Genomic DNA, 16,935 nt, shown 5'->3' with positions numbered 1-16,935 from the left:
CTTCACACTCCCTTCAGAATGTCGCGGATCTTCGGCTCGATCTCGTCGGCGTCGAAGGCGTTGGGCTTGTCGTGCAGGGGCTCGAGGCCGACGCGGGCGCAGAACCGCCAGAAAGCAACGGTGGCGCCGCGATAGCCGAGCGTCCGGGCGAGGTCTTGGGCGAACCAGAGGCGCGTCATGCCGTGGCCTCGTCCTCGGTTCTTGATGCCAGCCGGGCGAATGCCTCGTTCACCACATGATGGACGTTCACCCAGAGCGCCGACTTGAAATTGCCCGGGCAGTATCCTTCAAGATCCGGATCAAGAATGAGACGCGGCCCCTCTGCATCGTCGGGCGCGTGCAAACAGATCACGTAGCCCGAAAAGAGCTGCAAGAGTGCCGCCGCCGGGGTGTTGCGGTAATGGAAAAGCGGCTTGGCCTTTTTCATGACGACGACATAAGCAAATTCGTTGGCTGCCTCGACGCCAACACCCCAGGAAACGAGTTCGCGCGTCAATGCCAGCACTGCCACATCGCCAACCGTAAACTCCGTCCAGCCTCGCGTTCTGTAGTCGCTCGACAGGTGCAGCTCATACCTCTGAAGCCAGTTCCGAAAGGCCTTCGGCGTGAGGTCGATTGCCGCTGCAACCGTCGAAAACCTGATCTTCTGCTTGATCTCAATCTCGTTCATGACGAGCCCTCTTGAGCACTTTTGCAGAAGATGCCCAAAAGGGCACTTCAAGTCAAGCCTGTCGTTCGGCCATCCGCGCCCCGCGCTCGGCCGCCTCAAGATCTTCAATGTCGCGGGCCAGTTCATCGGCGCGGCGGATCGCCTCCTCGATCAGAACGGTGCGAGCATTCGAGGCGCGGCGGGTTTCGATGTCGGCATCGGGCGGAATGTAGGCGCACATGCTGTGCAGTGCGTCCAGGCCGCCAAGAAGCGCGGCGAGATCGGCAGCGTCGTATTGCAGGTCGCAGAGTGTCTTCGTCATTGTCAGGATTCCCTTGTTCGGTTACACCATTAGAGCAACACTGCACTTTTAGCGCAGTCTGCACTATTGATGCAAGGTTGAAAATGACGCCCTCACAATGTCGCGCTGCTCGTGCCCTCGTGGCCATGTCTCAGGATCGTCTGGCCGAGGCTTCCGGCGTGGCCAAGCGGACTATCGCGAGCTTCGAGAAAGAGGACCATCAGCCCTACAAGCGAACGATTGCGGCTTTGTGCGCCGCCCTTGAGGCCGCGGGGGTCGAGTTCATCCAGGAGAACGGGGGCGGGCCAGGGGTAAGGTTGAAGAAAGGAGCCAGCAATGGATGATGATCTCGCCAATGAGTTGACGGAGGCGATTAAGAGGCAAAATGAGTTGCTTGAGCAGGCGAACGATTTGATGCCGAGCTTGATCGACGCGCTACGGGCCACGGCGCAAGAACTGTCAGATCTTCGACGGCAAATGCAGGACGGCAACTGAGCATGGAAAGGGCCGGACAGCGCCTCGCATGTCCGGCCCGCGCCGCGCCATCAAGGAGAATGGCCGCGCCCTGACGGGGTTCTGACGTGACTCGCCGTCCATACCGGGCCGCTTCGGTCCAGTCCTACCGCGCACGGCCAGCGCAGCGGCATGGGGCGATCAGGGACGCCCCGGGCGCCGCCAGCCCGTTCTAGGGCGCCTCCCGCTCGTGCCAATCGACCAGCTTCAAGGCAAGGTCCGGGTCGATCCCGGCTTCCTTGGCCTGCGCCATGGCGCCGATGATCGCGGACAGCGCCCGCGCCCGGCCGCCCGCGTCGAAGGCTTGCAGCGGGCGCAGGGTGTCGATCCTGACCGGTGCGCCCAGCTTCTGGGTCGCTTCCTCTGCCAGCAACTCGGCCAGCGGCTGAAGCTGCCATGTCGCAAGGTGGCGCTGCGCCTCGCGCACCATCGGGCCGGTTGTCGCCCGGTTCAGCAGGCCGGGCAGGACGCCGAAGGCCGCGCCGATCGCATCGCGGGCCGCCTGCATGGTCTCGATCGCCATAGCATCCTTGATATTAGGGGTCAGGTCTTCGCGGCGCTGGCCAAGCTGGGGGTTCATCCCCGCGGCCGTCGCCTGCGCCACGCCCTCGACCACCAGGACAGAGCCACGGCGCCCACGGAAGGCGGCGCGCATGTTGTCCATGTCGTCGGGTGCGCTGTCGGGCAGGGGCACGATCTGCGAACCGATGGGCGCGGTCTCGAAGGTCTCGGCCAGCGCGTTTTCCACCGCGTTCAACAGCCCGGCCGTGAGCTGCGCCCGCTTGAGCGGGGCGGTCCCGTAGTAGGGCGCGGCCGGGTCGCAGCCGATCCGCAGATGCAGCACCTCGGCCGCCAGCGCCGTGAAGGTCCGCCCGCCGCCCGATTCCGCGATGGACAGGCGATAGGCGCGGGGGCGGCCGTTCCGCGTTGTCAGATCCCAGTCCGAACAGGGGACCAGGCCCTCGTCGGTGATCAGAAACACCGCCTCGCCCCGCAGCGCCGCAGCCCGCCCCGCCAGCGCCATGGTGCGCCGGTCCAGCAGGTCGGTGCCGTCCACATCGGCCAGCGCCAGCCCGCTTTCCCAGAGCGAGACGCAGGTCTGCGCCGTCGCGGTCAGTTCCGCGATCCCGCGGGAGCCAGAGATATAGGCTTCCCTGGCCGCGATGATCTCGGCCGTGAAGCCCGAGGCCGCCGCGCGGGTTTCGGGCTTGCGCCGGAAGAAGTCGAACAGGCCCATTATGCCCTCCACCTGTTGAGCGCGCGCACCAACCCAGCGTCGGGCGCGTCACGGCCCGGCGACCAGGCGCGCGCCTGAATCTGTGCGTCGGGATAGGCGGGTCGGGTCACGGCCGACAGCTCGACCAGCTCGGCCGCGATCACGGTGCGCACCAGCCCGTCGCCGTGCCGGTCGATCCGCTCGCCCCCGGGCAGGACACGAAAGCCCGGAGACAGGCCGCGCACCAGCCCGGCCGCGTGTGCCGCCAGAAAGTCGCGCGCCCAGCTCGTGCCGGTGTCGATCTCGGCCTCGAGCTCGAGGGCCGCGTCGGTGTCCCGCGTCTCCTGCGCCGTGCCTTCCGCAGCGCGCATCGCGTCCTTTGCGCCGCGCTTTCTGCGCCGCGCCGCGTGCATCGCGTTTCCCGCATCGCGTCCCCTGCACCCCGTCCAACCAAGCAAACCCACCGAAACGGACTCCAAGCCCCTGACCCGCCTCCGCTGACGCTGGGAGGCGGGGGGCTTGGAGGAAGTTGGCAAGAAATAGGAGCGTAAACTTCACATGCGCCACCATCGCAAACTGACCGACGACGAACGCCGCCAGATCATCGAGGCCCGCGCCGGGGGCACCCCTGCTGCCGTTCTGGCCCCCCGCTTCGGCGTCTCGACCCGGACGATCTACAACACACTGAGCCGGGCCAAAGGCACGTGCCCTGGCCCCACCACGACGATCAGCACCCGCTTGAGCGCGCGCCAGCTTGCGGGGTTTCAGGCCGCACTGGCGCGTCGCGGCATCACCGACCAACCCGCCGCCCTGCGCCGCCTGATGGGGGCCGCCGACATCCTGCTGCGCCCGGCAGGTCCGGTCGTGCGCGACCATCTGCAAGCCTGGGGCGCGCTGGTCGCCACCGAGGGCGCTGCCGTCAACCACATCGCCCGCAAGCTGAACGAGGCGAAGCTGCGCGGGCGCCCGCTGCCTTTCACGGATGACGACATGACCACGATCCGCACCTTCGCCGGGGGCCTGGTCGAATTCGCCGAGGCGTTTCGCAGTCTGTGGGAGGCACAGCTGGCCAAGAAGGCGCGCGAGGTCGACAAGGCGCTGGAGGGGTTGGGGGCGCAGTCAGAAGCATTCGCCGACGCCAGCCAGCCAGCCAAATTTGTCTCGCAAATAAAACAGAAAATTGATTTTTGCGTTACTTGCAAAACAAAAAACGACTGAAGACATAGGGTGGGGGTTGCAACGGAGGGTTGGCACATCATATTTTTCGTATCACAAGTGAGACAAAAACAACTTTTCTGACCGAGATGCAGGACAATGACTGCCAGTACGGACAAAGCTGCACGCACCAAGGGGAGCGCGGTTCACCCCTCGATCGCCCGCGGTATCGCGCGACTCGGGCAGGACATCTCCCGCGCGCGCCGGGCGCGCCGGATCTCCACAACCGACATGGCGGCGCGCATGGGCGTTGGACGCAGCACGCTGCACCGCCTGGAACAGGGCGATCCGGGCGTCTCGCTGAACACTCTGGCGATGGCCCTTTCGGTTCTGGGGCTTTTCGACCGGCTGGCCGGCCTCGTCGATCCGGCATCGGATGAACTCGGCTTGATGCTTGCGGAGAAAACACTTCCGAAAAGGATCACGGCGCGCCGAAGGAACGCATCTTCGGAAAACAGTCCAAGTGCGGACGCGAGTGGCGCCGACGACGCGCCTGAGGGATGGTGATGCGGACAGCGCGAAGTCGTGACCAGTGAAAATTCGCGCCATATTTTAGGTCCTTACACCCCATCGGTAGCCAGCTTGGCATGGATGCCCGCGATTTCAGCGCTGTCGGCGCGGCAATCGAGACCGAGGATCTGGCGAAGGCCTGCCGCCTCTAGATCGGACTTGGCAGGTCCCGCATCTGCGCCGCACGCAGCATCGCATCGCTTGCGATCGGCTCGCTGACCGCCGCCGGGACCTGATCGCCCACCGCCAGAAGCGCCCGCTCCAGCGCAGGGCCCAGCCGATCTACCATGTCCTGTAACAACTCCAGGGCGCGGCCCTTGGGCAGACCCGCCGCGCGGCCCTCTGCCTCGAAATGGCGTGGCACGATCTCGTCGATGCCGTAATGGCCATCGATCGACATGGCGAGGCGGTAGCGCTTGCGCTGCAACCGGCCCGCGCGCACGACCGGAGCGACGCTCAGGATGTCATAGAGGGGCGCGAGCGTGAACCGCGCCCTGCGCCCCAGACGCAGGCTGAAGTTCTTGGCGTGCCCGTCCGAGGCCCCGATCAGGAAGAAGAAGATCTGCGCCCGGAAGAACGTCTCCCGATCCTCGATGGGCGTGTCGGATTCCCGCAGAAGCTCCATGATCTGCGCGACGCCGGGGCCGCCCAGCCTCTGGTATTTCATGGCAGAAGGATAACCCAACGACTGGCAGATATCTTCCTGCGGCAGGCGTTTCAGGGTTTCGCCCTGCCAGACGCGGTCGAACCGTTCGACCGAAAGCACGACCTGCCCGGGCAATGTGAGCTTTTCGACATGCGCGACGGGCAGGCCGATTTCGCGCGCCAAGGTCATGCAGAACAACTCGTTCTCGACGCTGTCGCTCAGGTCGATCTGCTCAGGGCCGGGAATGAGGCCCATGGGCGTCTTGAAAATATGGCTGGTCGGCGTGATGCCCCGCGGCTTGGCCCATTGGCCATTGATCCGCAGATAGGCCGTCTTCTCCTGCGCGCCGGCGATGGAAATCCGGAAATCCTCGTCGTCACCCAGGGCGAGCGGCGCGGCGGCGAGGTTCTTCAGATCGGTGACCATCTCTTCTTCCGAGATGACGCGATATTGCATGTCCTGTTCCGACGGAGCCCCGTCCAGCGGCAGGAATTGCAGCGCACCGACACAGTCGCGCCCGAGCACGGACAACAGAGAGAACACATCCTTGCCCTGCGCCCCGACACGCACGGCTATCTTCTCGCGCAGCTCGCCTTCGGCATCGGGCAAGAGGTTGTCGAAGGCGGCGACGACCGGATCGCCCTGCCATTTCAACCTGGTCAGCGGCAGGGCACTGGCTACCGGAAAAGCGGCCTCGGACGCGAGCCAGGCGGGATCGTAGGAGAAGGCGATGGCACCATCCGTTGCGCGGGTCAGCGTGCCAACCCGCGCCCTTGCGTACCAGACGGCGGTTTTGCTTTGGCGTGTGCGGCGACCAGCTCGAGCGATGCGTGCCATCCTAGCGCTGCCCTGGGTCCGCTATACGGTCCGTCGCGGACAGTTCCGCGCCGAGAGCCTCGAGAAGACGCAGGTAGACGTCAAGGCTGACGGACACGACACCGTTTTCGATGTCGGAAATGGTGGATTGCGCCGTTCCCGTCATCTCGCCAAGCTCCTTCTGGCTGATCTTCCGCGCCGCGCGCCGCGCCTTCAGCACGGCCCCGGCTTGGCGCAGGCTTCGGATGGGGTATGCGGGCAAGGTGTCCATGGCCCCCTGATAGCTCAAGGACGATATTTTGTCAATATAGCGCGAGAGCTATAAGCGTCGTATATAGCCCATGGGCTAATTCTCAATCTCTGTGCGTAGAGGAAATACATGCCGACCGGCATCAAGCAGCCATGCCGTACACGGTCTACGATCCACCACCACTTACCCGGCAGAAGGCGAAGACAAACCCCATGAAAAATATCCTCGGGATCATAAATCACAATTATCACCCGCAGAACATATTGACTCCATATGAACTCCCGATCATCGTCATCGGGAAAGGATTACCCGGATGGATCAGATCGCCCGCACCACCAAGGACCTCGGCCAGGTCCTGCGCGCCGCCCGCAAGGCCAAAGGCCTGACGCAGGCCGAGCTTGCCGCCCGCGCGGGCGTCTGGCAGCGCACGGTGTCCAACATCGAAACCGGCGCCAGCGGCGCCAAGGCGGAGACGATCTTCGACCTGCTCGCGGCGCTCGACCTCGAACTGCGGATCGTGCCGCGCAGCAAAATGACCCCGCGTGATCTCGAGGACATCTTCTGATGGGGCGCAAGCGCACCTATGCGCCGCTCGACGTCTACATGAACGGCCGCCGCGTGGGGCAATATTTCCGCGCGCCGGACGGGGCTTTCGCCTTCACCTATGCGCCGGAATGGCTGGCCTGGGAGAACACGCTGCCCATCTCGCGCGCCCTGCCCCTGCGGCCCGAGCGCTACACCGGCCCGCCAGTGACCGCGGTTTTCGAGAACCTGTTGCCCGACAGCGACCTGATCCGCCGCCGCGTGGCGGAACGCGTGGGCGCGGATGGTGTGGACGCCTATAGCCTGCTCGCGCGGATCGGGCGTGATTGTGTGGGCGCGCTGCAATTCCTGCCCGAGGGCGAGCAGCCGGGCGACGCCCGCGCGCTGATCGGTGAGCCGTTGAGCGACGCCCAGATCGGCACCATGCTGCGGGATCTGGCGCAGACCCCGCTTGGCATCCGGGCCGAGCAGGATTTCCGCATCTCCGTCGCCGGTGCGCAGGAGAAAACGGCGCTTTTGTTCCATGACGGCCGATGGGTGCTGCCCACCGGCACAACGCCGACGACCCACATCCTGAAGCCCGCCATCGGCCGCCTGCCCAATGGCATGGACCTGACCGACAGCATCGAGAACGAGCATTTCTGCCTGCGCTTGCTTGCAGGCTTTGGCCTGCCCGTGGCACGGACCGAGATCGCGGATTTCGCAGGAACGCGCGCGCTGGTCATCGAACGGTTCGACCGGTTGCGCGCCCGCGACGGCCGCCTGATCCGCCTGCCGCAGGAGGATTGCTGCCAGGCCCTGTCCGTGCCCCCGACCCGCAAGTACCAGAACGAGGGCGGCCCGGGCATCGTGGAGATCTGTGATCTGCTGACCGGCAGCGACGAGCCGCAGCGCGACCGGGCGGATTTCCTGAAGGCCGTGATCCTGTTCTGGCTGATCGGGGCGACGGACGGGCACGCGAAGAACTTCAGTATCGCCCTGATGCCCGGCGGGCGGTTCCGCATGACGCCGCTTTACGACGTGCTGACGGTGCAGCCCTCGCTGGATGCGGGGGCGTTGCAGATCAAGGACATGAAGCTCGCCATGCGCGCGGGCCAGGGGCGGCATTACCGCGTTTCGGACATCCACGGTCGGCACTTCGTGGAGACGGCGCTGGCGGCGGGGTTCTCGCGGGAACAGGTGGCGGGGGTGTTCGAGGACATTCGGGAGCGGGCGGAGCGAGCTTTTGACATGGCATTGGCGGAGATGCCGCCGGGGTTTCCCGAGGAGCTGGTGGCCTCAGTCAGGCTGGGGTTCGAGCAGAGGGTGATGCGGCTAGTATTGGAGCCGACGATCTGACGCACAGGCAATAGTGCTTCAGCCTATTTCGTTTTCCCAGGGATAGGTCGGTTGCTTCCCCGTCACTGCCGTTAGCGCAGCGCACACGACGGACATTCCCAAGTATGGTGGCACCGCATCACCAATCCACTTCGCCAGGGCTTTCCTCGGCTGTTCCTCGTCTACCGTACAAAAGCCATATCCATCAGGAAAGCATTGAATGCGCGCAGCTTCATGCGGTGTGATAAGACGTCGCCTGCTTGGATGAATGAAACGACCCTGGCCTGGCGTTCCAATCCCCGTCGTGATTGTCGGCGCTGGTTTGTCAGCATGCATTCTACCATACACAGAAGTGTAGGTTGTGCCGTCCCTGTGACAATCTGGACGCTCGCTGTTGGGAAGATCATGCAGGTCTTCATCAAACAAGAAATCTATACGCCGTGCGTTCTCCGGCCCTTGAACCGGTGACGTCTCGAAAGTGCTATTTCCAGCGTTGTCCACGAGGTCCCCGATTGCCCACAGAACATCTTGAGGAGCCTGCTTGGCAAGAATCATATCGGTTTTTCGACCGGAAACTCCATTCAAGATGCTTTCAAGTTCTTCTTGGGCGCCATCCAGAATAGCGACCATGAAATAACGGGCTCGGGTTTGCCATCCCCCCAATTCGTCCATCCTCAGGACGCGATCAGCAACTGCATATCCCTCGGACAGGAGAAGACGCCGCGCCAAATCAACGACGTCGCTGTGGGAACGAAGCACACCAGGAACATTCTCGATGACGACGGCACGAGCACCTAGGGCAACAACGATTGCTGCCGTAGCTACAAATAGATCGTTCCGAGGATCATTGCGCCGAGTATGATTGTTGAGGTTCGAATGCCCTTGGCAAGGAGGACCGGCAATGAGCAGGTCCGTCGATCCGACTTCCGCCGCCAAAGCACTGTGCAAGAGCTCTGGAGGGTAATCGAACACGGGATCAGGGCCCACGCGATCAACCGAGTAGTCAACGATCGTCGCCAACGACTCTGAAATCTTAGACCGTACAGGCAAAGAGCGCGCGTACACATCCATTGCAGGCGCATCTGCATCGGCAATCGCCTGGAACACTGCCCGCTGACCGAAACAAGAAGCGGCCAACGCAGCCCCCAACCCAAATCCGCCAGATCCACAAAACAAATCAATGACTTGAAGTGGAGGCCGAGCAGGGTCATCCCACTTGTGTGAGCCCCTCAAGAATCCTTGCCACCATTCCGAACGAGCCACATCGGCTTCGGAAGTGTGGCAGTCCGCTGCCACGTTCACGTTCATTTCACCACTTTCACGACGACTTCCAGGTCAGCTCTTGACCCAAGCCTTTGCAGCCGACGTCCGCGCCCACACCCGTTCGACGAAGGCTTTGCTCTGGCCTTGATCGAGTACCTCAACGGACACGTTGGCACAAGCCTTGGCAAGATCTTTCGCCAGCTGTCGGATCTCGGGAATAGTCAGCCTTGGCTTGTTTCGATCGGGCCCAGGGAACTGAAAATCAAGAAAAGCGCGCAGAAATGGACGGTGCTGTGCATACAGAACTCGAAGAAGATGACTCCGCCAAAATTCAACGGAACCGACTTTCGCAAATTCATAATGATCTGACGCGACTTCAGACGCCTCAATCAACTTTCCCATTTCCGCCCTAATCCAGAGCCGAAAAAACAGCACTTCTTTTGCGTTTTGCCCTACGAAGTTATTACGCCCGGGAAGATAGTTTTTCGGAGCCTGCTGATCTCGGCTGTCAAGGTCAAGGCTATCCTGATCCTTGTTCTTGCATGGGTATCGCGCCTCGATCAACTCGCGGCCCACTGCGCAAGCGACCCAGTACCAGAATTCCGGATCACGTAGAGCTTCATGATCGGGAAGCGATTCATGGAGAAGAACCGACCCTTTTGCCTCAAGGGCCTTTTCACCTTCGTCGGTCAGCAACGCTTGCAGTCGATGGACGACCGCGCCAACTTCAGTTGTCCAATCGAATTCGTCGCCTAGCGGCTTGATTTCGACCTTCGGGAGCTCCATCGGCAGGATGCGGGCTGCTGATTCATCACATGCTTCTTGCCACTTCTTGAACCAGGATTTCGCAGAGTCTTCACGTACAATAGGGTATGGCATTAGACTTTCTCCAGATCCTTGACCAGGCCACGGCTGTCATGAACAGTCGCTCGAAGTCTTGCTGGGTCGTCGATCAGCTTTTTCAGGTCACGCAGTGACAATGCGCGAGTTGTGCTCAAGTTCTTGGCGATATTCTCCAAGGGACTGCCGGACACGATTTCGGTGGCTTCCTTGATACCGTTGTCCGGAGCGGCGAGGACGGCGCACACGATCTCTGCATACAGCAGGGCGGTCACTGCTGGGTGCGTCTTGCCACTCGTGAACTTCTCATGGAGCTTTTCGCTCACGTAGGCGGTCGCACATGCGGTTCCCTCTTCATAGACGACGTTCAAATCGTCCACGTCCACCCAAACCATCGTTCCGGCGGGCAAGGCGCGTTCTTTGATCATCGCTTCCGTTAGGATCTCTATCCTAAAGGCCGACTGTCGCCGATCTAGGCCGATCGTGAATGTACCGCGCGATACCCAGCTTCCGATCTGCTCGGGCCAGCCAGAACCAAGGTCTTTCTCGTCGCGGAGGCAAATGGAAACGCCCAGTTCGAACAAACCCGTGAGCCTAGCATCGCCGAGCAACTGGTCCGGAATGTCCACAACCTCAGGCGCTTCGTCGCTCAATGTGTAACGCGCCACCAATTCTCTTCGAAGCATCTGCGGGGTTCGGAGCGTCACGACCAAATCGAACGCGGATCGACGCTGCCCGAAAACCTCGTCCAGGCGGGTTTCCGAAAGCTTGGGATACAGTCTGGGCGAAATCTCGGCCATCTGCATTTCATCGATGATCAATCGCCTCGTTGGAACCGGCGGGTCGCCGATCATAAGCACCAGCTCCATGTCGTCCAAAAGCGTCTCTGCCGCCTCCGCGCCGAAATAGGGCCTCAGCGTGCGAGGCTGCGATCTAACCCATGCGTTCAAGGCTGAATCTCCCCATCTACCGGCGTGACCTTCGGCACGAATTCCACCGTCCAATCGGATTCGTAAATTGCGCTCTCGACCGCAATCTCGACCTTCTCGCCCGGTGCGAGCGCGAGATGCCATTCCCCGTCGCCCTGAGTGGTAGCCGTCGCACCATCAAATGTCGCCGAAACGGCTATCGGGTCGATGTGATGCCCACCCTCGTCAACTGAACTGAGCCGCAAAGACAATGTGACGGCCAAATCTCCCTCGTGATCGTCCTTCAATTGCAGAAGCACTTTTCCAATCATCTTCAGTCCGCCTGATGCCTGGATAATGCGAACATCGGGCCGCAAGGAGACCGGCGTCTCACCTTTGCCGCCGCCTATCGGTTCACGTTTGCCAGTGGGACCGAACAGTTTCGCCAACTCTCGTTCAAGTTGAAGAAATTTATTACCGCTCGATTTTTCCGGTGGCCGGGCAGTTTTCTGGAATGTTCTCAGCTCATGCCAGATCCTGCTGTGGATCGCTTGGACAATCTCTCGTTCGTTCTTTGCCGGGTCCAACCTGTCTGCATTTGCATCCCACCGATCATGTTCGGGCGGCTCAGATCGCCGCAGGATATCGTCGATCCCGTCGTCCGCGAGAAATACGCCTACCACCGGAGGGTTGCTGACCTGCCTTTTGCCATAATACTGCACGACCATACCGGGAGAACGCACCAAGGCGATCCTATCGCGCAGGTCTTCCTTGTCGGATTGCTCGTCGATTTCCTCCGGGGCGGTCATCACGAAAAGCCCCAATTGTCCAATCGTACGCCCATCGACACGGTGAAAATTCGCTTTGCGTCGTGACTTTCCGCTCTGTTCGGGTGATCGACCGAGCGCGACGTCGAGAGCATCGATGAAGGGGCGCAACTCGGGGTCTTGTAGTGGACGCGCGTGAAGCCGCTGACCCATTTCATCGACAAGCGTCACACGGAAATTGTCACGGCGAATCTTGGGCCACCAAGACCGCTCCACACCACGCTTGATATCTTCCATGGACAGAGGGCAGTCGACGATTGCGATCGTCGTGCCCACGTCATCTTCATCTCGAACCAGATCCAACTCGCCAGCGAGGCGATCCGCGTCGGCACCGGTGAAGGCGTCGTAACGGATGGCATGAGCGAGCTCTACCGGCTGGCCGAAAAAACCACGCCCGCTGGTTCGTTGGCCATTGAATTCGTGTGCCTGATGGTAGGCGCAGCCCATCAAAAGCGACAGCGGCTGCCCCTGACGATCCAGCGTACGGGAGTAAACGAACACGACAGCGATACGCGACGATGCGCTATAAACGGCCTTGCCGAAACCATAGGAACCACCCGACGCACCGCCCTCGGCGATCTTCTGGCTGCCGCCGATCTCCATGAGGAGCTTTCGCATTTTCGAACTGGGCGATGTCGGATCTCCAGCCAACCCGGTCGTGCCGGAATCCACGACTTGCAGCACGCGCAGCGCCTCGGGCTTTTCGGCCAAGGCGTTCGACTGATGCAGACCGAGCACGGCAACGCGTTTGGCAAGGGAATCCAAACCCGCTGCATGCCAGAAGCGGTCGAGATCGGCATCCTGATAGACCTTCATACGCAAAGAGACCTGCGCCGTTTCTCCAGGGCGAGCCGCATCGACACTGTTCTGCAGCGCCTCACGCGCAAGTCGCCCTGCTGCGTCCAGGCCACTTCCGTTGAAAATCGATTTGAAGACTTCGCCGCCCGCACCTCCGTTGACCGGCTCGTCTTCATAATGCCAATTCGCTTCCTGCACTCGCTCACACCCTTTCCACCGCTTCGTCCTGAAATTCCCTTAGCAATCAGAGCTTGAACTTGCCACCGACTCTGCTCTTGGGGGTCGCGAAGCGCTGCTCCACCTCATTCACAGAGTCCCGCAGAGCCTTGAGGACCTTTCGGACCTCTCCCTCGTCCCACTCGTACAGCGAGCGGTTCGAGAGGTTGCCGATGCGCGAGATCGCTTCCAGAGCTTTGTTTGTTCTGCTCTCCGCCAACTGCCGAAACTTGTCGTGCTTGGCTTCGTCCATGACTGTCTCTCCCGGGGCTTGCCGCCGAGCACCCTAGCTCGGCAGAACGGATGTCAGTTAGCCAACAAGTGAAAAAATCGCAACAGTATTCGTCAAATATTTTTCCTCAAGACAAAGGATTGCACTATTTATTGCGACCTTATCGCTGAATAATGTGTGAAGTCTGCAAACCATAGCGCCTTGCGACAGCTAACACGAAGCCGCTACGCTTGCAGCGTTGGCCTTCCACGGAGAAGTCTGGCAGATGGTGGCATGGCCGATACAGTGACAAGCGAAGTCAGATCACGGATCATGTCCCGTGTTCGGAGCAAGGACACGAAAGCAGAAGTGGCGCTACGCAAAGCGCTTCACGCCATGGGTTTCCGGTACCGGCTCAATCGACGCGGGCTGCCCGGGACACCTGACTTGGTCTTTCCCCGGCGCGGAGCAATCCTGTTCGTGCATGGATGTTTCTGGCACCGTCACCCGGGCTGCCGCCGCGCGACGACACCGGCCAGCAACGTCGAGTTCTGGGAGGAGAAGTTCACGCGGAACATCGCGCGCGACGCACGCAACATCGCCGAGTTGCGTGCGCTGGGTTGGCGCGTGGGGGTGATTTGGGAATGTGAGCTTCTGGGCGGCTCACCTGACAAGCTCCTTCAGCGCGTTGGGGCTTTCTTGCAAGGCGGCGACCAGGAACTGAGTTCTGGCCAAGAACACTACCCGGCAGCTGACCAACGATGACATTCGCCTGATCCGTATCCAAGCGCTTTGCGGGGCTTCCGCGAACGAGCTGCGCGCAGATGAAGGCGTACGTTAAGGACGAGGCTTTGCGCTGTGTATCGGGGCTACGGCCGCCAATTCGTTGAATTGGCACTGGAGAGTATAGCGGTAGCCCTGGTCAAATCCCTGATTTCTGGCGAAGATATGAGATCAGACCGGATGGAGCGCCATGTTGGCCGACTACTATGACCGCCACGCCGTCACCTTCATCGCGACCACGCGCGACGTCGACATGTCGGATGCCCGGGGGCGGTTTCTGGCGGTTGTTCCTTCGCGGTCTGATGGCCCTGCACGTATCTTGGACGCGGGGTCTGGGTCGGGGCGTGACGCGTTGGCCTTCCGGGTCTTGGGCCACGTCGTCAGGGCCTTTGATGCTTCGCCAGCGATGGTTGCCGCCACACAGTCGCATGCGGCGGTCCCAACCCGATTGATGCAATTCGAGGATTTCGCCTGGGAGCATTCGTTCGAGGGCATCTGGGCCTGCGCGTCCCTGCTGCATGTGGCCTATGCGGACCTGCCCGGAGTCGTCGACCGCCTTGCCGCCCATCTGGTTCCTAACGGCGCGCTCTACCTGTCATTCAAGCGCGGGACCGGCGAGCGGGTGAAGGACGGCCGCAGATTTACCGACATGATGGCGGAAAGTCTGGCGGCGCTCCTCAACCGTTCAGGCGTGTTCGGCGAACCTGACATCTGGGAAAGCCGCGATTGCCGCCCGGATCGGGCGTCAGAAGTTTGGGTGAATGCTGTGGTGGTCAAGCGATGAGTTGCAAGGCAGATGACCTGCCCTGTCCTCTCTGCGATGCTGCTGCCAGCGCCATCGTGGAATGCGACGCCCAGGTCATCCTGATCCGCCACGGCACGGGTCTCGCCCTTGCGCCCCGTCGTCATGTCGCCCGCTGGCGGGAGCTTTCTGCCGCAGATCAAGCTGCTCTCGCCGCCGGGATCGGCCCCGCGCAAGCCCTCCTCGAGACAGCGGGCACCACCGCGCGGGTGACCCTGGTCGAGACTGGCGGCCATGTCCACCTGCGCCTCGATCCGCCATTGGCGGCACCCGGTCCCCTGCCGGGCATGCCCCACGATCGCCCGCTGATCTCGGGCGGTGAAGATGCGCTGCACGCCCATCTGCGCCCACTCATTGATCGGGCGCGCGCCGTCGATCTGTCGGTGTCCTTCCTGATGACCTCCGGCGTCAGGCTGGTGCTGCCGCATCTGCGCGATCTGCTGGACCGTGGCGGCGAGCTGCGGCTCTTGACCGGCGATTATCTGGGCGTGACGGAACCGGCGGCGCTACGACTGATTGCCGACCTTGAGGGCGCACGCAGACTGCATGTGTTTCAGGCTGCGCAGATCCCGTTTCACCCCAAGGCCTGGATGTTCACCTTCGCAGGTGACGGCGGAGCGCTGATCGTCGGGTCGTCGAACCTGTCCCGGTCAGCGCTGACAGACGGCATCGAATGGAACCTGCGTCATGTAGATCCGGTCGATCCTGCCCCGCTTCTGGCCGCCCGCGCAGCCTTCGAGACGCTGCTGGCACGGCCCGAAGTGACCGAACTGACGCCCGCCTGGATCGACGCCTACGAGGCGCGTCGCATCGCGCCCCAGCCCACGGCCAGCGGCGCACCGATAGAAGCCCCGGAAACCGCCCCCACCCCGCACGAGGTTCAGGCCGAGGCGCTGGCAGCCCTGCGCGCGACCCGGGCGAAGGGCTATGGCGCGGGGCTTGTTGTGCTGGCTACCGGGCTGGGCAAGACATTCCTCGCGGCTTTCGACAGCGCGGATGCGGCCCGCGTCCTGTTCGTCGCGCATCGCGAGGAAATCCTGACTCAAGCCATGGCCGCCTTCCGCGCTGTCCGGCCTCGCGCCCGGCTTGGGCGCTACTCAGGTGAGGAAAAGGACGCCGAGGCCGACATCGTCTTCGCCTCTGTCCAGACTCTCGCGCGAAATGCGCATCTGACCCGGTTCGATCCGCGGGCGTTTGATTACATCGTCGTCGACGAATTCCACCACGCGGCCGCCGCAACCTATCGGCGGATCATCGACCATTTCCAGCCTGGCTTCCTGCTGGGCCTGACCGCCACGCCCGATCGCAGCGATGGTGGCGACTTGTTGGGGCTGTGCGAGGAAAACCTTGTCTACGAATGCGATCTCTGGTCGGGTATCGACCGGGGGCTTCTGGCCCCCTTCCATTATTTCGGCGTGCCCGACCCGGTCGAGTATTCCCAGATCCCCTGGCGCAGCGGGCGGTTCGACGAGGCTGCGCTGACCGAAGCGGTCGCCACCCAGGCTCGCGCCGAAAACGCCCTGGAACAGCTCGCGAAACGCGGCGGTTCGAAAACCATCGGCTTCTGCGTCTCCCGCCGCCATGCCGATTTCATGGCCCATTTCGCGCAAGCGCGCGGTCTGCGGGCCGTGGCGGTCCATTCCGGGGAAACCTCCGCCCCGCGGGCCAGCGCCCTGAAGGCGCTGGAGGACGGCGATCTCGACATCGTCTTTGCTGTCGACATGTTCAACGAGGGCGTGGACGTGCCCTCGATTGACACCGTGCTGATGCTGCGCCCGACCGAAAGCCCGGTGATCTGGCTACAGCAGCTGGGCCGTGGATTGCGCCGGTCGGCGGAAAAAACGCATCTGGCCGTCATCGACTACATCGGCAACCACCGGATTTTCCTGACCAAGTTCCGCACGCTTCTCAAGCTGGGCGCAGGTGACGGCGCGCTGCGGTTGGCGCTGGAGCGGCTGACCGACAAGCTGATCCAGTTCCCGGTAGGCTGCGAGGTGACCTATGACCTCCAGGCACTCGATATCCTGCGATCCCTGATCCGCCAGCCGCGCGATGGCGAGGAACTGGCCGCCTTCTACCGCGATTTCCGCGAGCGCCACAGCACACGGCCCACGGCGTCCGAAGTGCAGCACGCGGGCTTCAATCCCGGCCGGACGGGGCATGCAGGCTGGCTGGGGTTCGTGGGTAAGCGACCGCCCAGTACCCTCGTTGCCTGAGGTGGTCTGCTGTCCGAGATGACGCCCGTAACGACGGAGGTGTCAGATGGATAGCGATGTACAAACTTACGTAAGTTCTCACAGTGACGACGAAG

General features: G+C 62.3%; 20 protein-coding genes. 8 read left to right on the top strand and 12 right to left on the bottom strand.

Annotated elements, in window-relative coordinates:
* Positions 1-2: 2 nt before the first annotated feature.
* Genes NHN26_RS06405 through NHN26_RS06395 form a run of 3 tightly spaced genes read right to left on the bottom strand, consistent with a single transcriptional unit; the run spans position 3 to position 971 of the window.
* On the bottom strand, positions 3-179 hold the full coding sequence (locus NHN26_RS06405) for a hypothetical protein (RefSeq protein WP_253088676.1): 177 nt from the start codon (positions 177-179) through the stop codon (positions 3-5).
* Complete coding sequence (locus NHN26_RS06400) at positions 176-670, bottom strand: MerR family transcriptional regulator (protein ID WP_253088675.1); 495 nt, start codon at positions 668-670, stop codon at positions 176-178. Before NHN26_RS06400 ends, NHN26_RS06405 begins: the two co-directional genes overlap by 4 nt.
* Before the next feature lie 52 nt (positions 671-722).
* Positions 723-971: a hypothetical protein gene (locus NHN26_RS06395; protein WP_253088674.1), complete on the bottom strand. Its 249-nt coding sequence runs from the start codon at positions 969-971 to the stop codon at positions 723-725.
* Positions 972-1,286: 315 nt separating this feature from the next.
* On the opposite strand from NHN26_RS06395, the gene NHN26_RS06385 reads away from it, so the two are divergent.
* The gene (locus NHN26_RS06385; protein ID WP_253088672.1) at positions 1,287-1,445 is read left to right on the top strand and encodes a hypothetical protein; all 159 of its coding nucleotides are present in this window, start codon (positions 1,287-1,289) and stop codon (positions 1,443-1,445) included.
* 190 nt (positions 1,446-1,635) lie between these two features.
* Here NHN26_RS06385 and NHN26_RS06380 read toward each other — a convergent pair whose 3' ends face one another.
* Positions 1,636-2,700: a phage portal protein gene (locus tag NHN26_RS06380; RefSeq protein ID WP_253088671.1), complete on the bottom strand. Its 1,065-nt coding sequence runs from the start codon at positions 2,698-2,700 to the stop codon at positions 1,636-1,638.
* Positions 2,700-3,092, bottom strand: a complete 393-nt coding sequence (locus tag NHN26_RS06375; RefSeq protein ID WP_253088670.1) for an HK97 family phage prohead protease — start codon at positions 3,090-3,092, stop codon at positions 2,700-2,702. Before NHN26_RS06375 ends, NHN26_RS06380 begins: the two co-directional genes overlap by 1 nt.
* A 145-nt stretch (positions 3,093-3,237) precedes the next feature.
* Here NHN26_RS06375 and NHN26_RS06370 point away from each other — a divergent pair, with 145 nt between their 5' ends.
* Together NHN26_RS06370 and NHN26_RS06365 are read left to right on the top strand one after the other, a co-directional pair.
* Positions 3,238-3,897, top strand: a complete 660-nt coding sequence (locus NHN26_RS06370) for a hypothetical protein (protein ID WP_253088669.1) — start codon at positions 3,238-3,240, stop codon at positions 3,895-3,897.
* Positions 3,898-3,993: 96 nt separating this feature from the next.
* On the top strand, positions 3,994-4,401 hold the full coding sequence (locus NHN26_RS06365; protein WP_253088668.1) for a helix-turn-helix domain-containing protein: 408 nt from the start codon (positions 3,994-3,996) through the stop codon (positions 4,399-4,401).
* 151 nt (positions 4,402-4,552) lie between these two features.
* On the opposite strand, the gene NHN26_RS06360 is transcribed toward NHN26_RS06365, so the two are convergent.
* Positions 4,553-5,887 (bottom strand): type II toxin-antitoxin system HipA family toxin, encoded by a 1,335-nt coding sequence (locus NHN26_RS06360; protein WP_253088667.1) that lies wholly within the window; start codon positions 5,885-5,887, stop codon positions 4,553-4,555.
* 1 nt (position 5,888) lies between these two features.
* A complete protein-coding gene (locus NHN26_RS06355; protein WP_253088666.1) occupies positions 5,889-6,137 on the bottom strand; it encodes a helix-turn-helix domain-containing protein in 249 nt (82 codons plus the stop codon).
* Positions 6,138-6,429: 292 nt separating this feature from the next.
* Between NHN26_RS06355 and NHN26_RS06350 the strand changes: the two genes are divergently transcribed.
* Together NHN26_RS06350 and NHN26_RS06345 are read left to right on the top strand one after the other, a co-directional pair.
* On the top strand, positions 6,430-6,681 hold the full coding sequence (locus NHN26_RS06350; protein WP_253088665.1) for a helix-turn-helix domain-containing protein: 252 nt from the start codon (positions 6,430-6,432) through the stop codon (positions 6,679-6,681).
* Entirely contained in the window at positions 6,681-7,997 is a 1,317-nt protein-coding gene (locus tag NHN26_RS06345; protein ID WP_253088664.1) for a type II toxin-antitoxin system HipA family toxin, read from the top strand. The genes NHN26_RS06350 and NHN26_RS06345 overlap by 1 nt, the downstream gene beginning before the upstream one ends.
* Positions 7,998-8,015: 18 nt before the next feature.
* On the opposite strand, the gene NHN26_RS06340 is transcribed toward NHN26_RS06345, so the two are convergent.
* The 5 genes from NHN26_RS06340 to NHN26_RS06320 form a co-directional block, all read right to left on the bottom strand.
* Complete coding sequence (locus tag NHN26_RS06340; RefSeq protein WP_253088663.1) at positions 8,016-9,284, bottom strand: DNA cytosine methyltransferase; 1,269 nt, start codon at positions 9,282-9,284, stop codon at positions 8,016-8,018.
* Positions 9,285-9,311: 27 nt separating this feature from the next.
* On the bottom strand, positions 9,312-10,118 hold the full coding sequence (locus NHN26_RS06335) for a DUF6339 family protein (protein ID WP_253088662.1): 807 nt from the start codon (positions 10,116-10,118) through the stop codon (positions 9,312-9,314).
* Entirely contained in the window at positions 10,118-10,948 is an 831-nt protein-coding gene (locus NHN26_RS06330; protein ID WP_253088661.1) for a hypothetical protein, read from the bottom strand. The genes NHN26_RS06335 and NHN26_RS06330 overlap by 1 nt, the downstream gene beginning before the upstream one ends.
* A gap of 77 nt (positions 10,949-11,025) precedes the next feature.
* Positions 11,026-12,810 (bottom strand): hypothetical protein, encoded by a 1,785-nt coding sequence (locus NHN26_RS06325; protein ID WP_253088660.1) that lies wholly within the window; start codon positions 12,808-12,810, stop codon positions 11,026-11,028.
* Positions 12,811-12,856: 46 nt separating this feature from the next.
* Positions 12,857-13,081 carry a hypothetical protein gene (locus tag NHN26_RS06320; RefSeq protein ID WP_253088659.1) on the bottom strand — a complete coding sequence of 75 codons (225 nt, stop codon included), beginning with the start codon at positions 13,079-13,081 and terminating at the stop codon, positions 12,857-12,859.
* Between the two features lie 252 nt (positions 13,082-13,333).
* Here NHN26_RS06320 and NHN26_RS06315 point away from each other — a divergent pair, with 252 nt between their 5' ends.
* The 3 genes from NHN26_RS06315 to NHN26_RS06305 all read left to right on the top strand — a co-directional run bounded on the left by NHN26_RS06315 (position 13,334) and on the right by NHN26_RS06305 (position 16,840).
* Entirely contained in the window at positions 13,334-13,804 is a 471-nt protein-coding gene (locus NHN26_RS06315; protein ID WP_253088658.1) for a very short patch repair endonuclease, read from the top strand.
* A 211-nt stretch (positions 13,805-14,015) separates the two neighbouring features.
* Positions 14,016-14,606, top strand: a complete 591-nt coding sequence (locus NHN26_RS06310; protein WP_253088657.1) for a class I SAM-dependent methyltransferase — start codon at positions 14,016-14,018, stop codon at positions 14,604-14,606.
* On the top strand, positions 14,603-16,840 hold the full coding sequence (locus NHN26_RS06305; RefSeq protein WP_253088656.1) for a DEAD/DEAH box helicase family protein: 2,238 nt from the start codon (positions 14,603-14,605) through the stop codon (positions 16,838-16,840). The genes NHN26_RS06310 and NHN26_RS06305 overlap by 4 nt, the downstream gene beginning before the upstream one ends.
* The last annotated feature ends 95 nt before the right edge of the window (positions 16,841-16,935 follow it).

Source organism: Rhodovulum tesquicola (assembly GCF_024128855.1).
GTDB classification, from domain to species: domain Bacteria; phylum Pseudomonadota; class Alphaproteobacteria; order Rhodobacterales; family Rhodobacteraceae; genus Rhodovulum; species Rhodovulum tesquicola.
The sequence above is the reverse complement of the archived record's forward strand: the minus strand, read 5'-3'. Positions and strand labels throughout refer to the sequence as shown.

Bases quoted from the DNA above. Each gene is read 5' to 3' on its own strand.
- NHN26_RS06405 (WP_253088676.1), bottom strand. From the start codon at position 179: ATGACGCGCCTCTGGTTCGCCCAAGACCTCGCCCGGACGCTCGGCTAT.
- NHN26_RS06400 (WP_253088675.1), bottom strand. From the start codon at position 670: ATGAACGAGATTGAGATCAAGCAGAAGATCAGGTTTTCGACGGTTGCA.
- NHN26_RS06395 (WP_253088674.1), bottom strand. From the start codon at position 971: ATGACGAAGACACTCTGCGACCTGCAATACGACGCTGCCGATCTCGCC.
- NHN26_RS06385 (WP_253088672.1), top strand. From the start codon at position 1,287: ATGGATGATGATCTCGCCAATGAGTTGACGGAGGCGATTAAGAGGCAA.
- NHN26_RS06380 (WP_253088671.1), bottom strand. From the start codon at position 2,700: ATGGGCCTGTTCGACTTCTTCCGGCGCAAGCCCGAAACCCGCGCGGCG.
- NHN26_RS06375 (WP_253088670.1), bottom strand. From the start codon at position 3,092: ATGCACGCGGCGCGGCGCAGAAAGCGCGGCGCAAAGGACGCGATGCGC.
- NHN26_RS06370 (WP_253088669.1), top strand. From the start codon at position 3,238: ATGCGCCACCATCGCAAACTGACCGACGACGAACGCCGCCAGATCATC.
- NHN26_RS06365 (WP_253088668.1), top strand. From the start codon at position 3,994: ATGACTGCCAGTACGGACAAAGCTGCACGCACCAAGGGGAGCGCGGTT.
- NHN26_RS06360 (WP_253088667.1), bottom strand. From the start codon at position 5,887: ATGGCACGCATCGCTCGAGCTGGTCGCCGCACACGCCAAAGCAAAACC.
- NHN26_RS06355 (WP_253088666.1), bottom strand. From the start codon at position 6,137: ATGGACACCTTGCCCGCATACCCCATCCGAAGCCTGCGCCAAGCCGGG.
- NHN26_RS06350 (WP_253088665.1), top strand. From the start codon at position 6,430: ATGGATCAGATCGCCCGCACCACCAAGGACCTCGGCCAGGTCCTGCGC.
- NHN26_RS06345 (WP_253088664.1), top strand. From the start codon at position 6,681: ATGGGGCGCAAGCGCACCTATGCGCCGCTCGACGTCTACATGAACGGC.
- NHN26_RS06340 (WP_253088663.1), bottom strand. From the start codon at position 9,284: ATGAACGTGAACGTGGCAGCGGACTGCCACACTTCCGAAGCCGATGTG.
- NHN26_RS06335 (WP_253088662.1), bottom strand. From the start codon at position 10,118: ATGCCATACCCTATTGTACGTGAAGACTCTGCGAAATCCTGGTTCAAG.
- NHN26_RS06330 (WP_253088661.1), bottom strand. From the start codon at position 10,948: ATGGAGCTGGTGCTTATGATCGGCGACCCGCCGGTTCCAACGAGGCGA.
- NHN26_RS06320 (WP_253088659.1), bottom strand. From the start codon at position 13,081: ATGGACGAAGCCAAGCACGACAAGTTTCGGCAGTTGGCGGAGAGCAGA.
- NHN26_RS06315 (WP_253088658.1), top strand. From the start codon at position 13,334: ATGGCCGATACAGTGACAAGCGAAGTCAGATCACGGATCATGTCCCGT.
- NHN26_RS06305 (WP_253088656.1), top strand. From the start codon at position 14,603: ATGAGTTGCAAGGCAGATGACCTGCCCTGTCCTCTCTGCGATGCTGCT.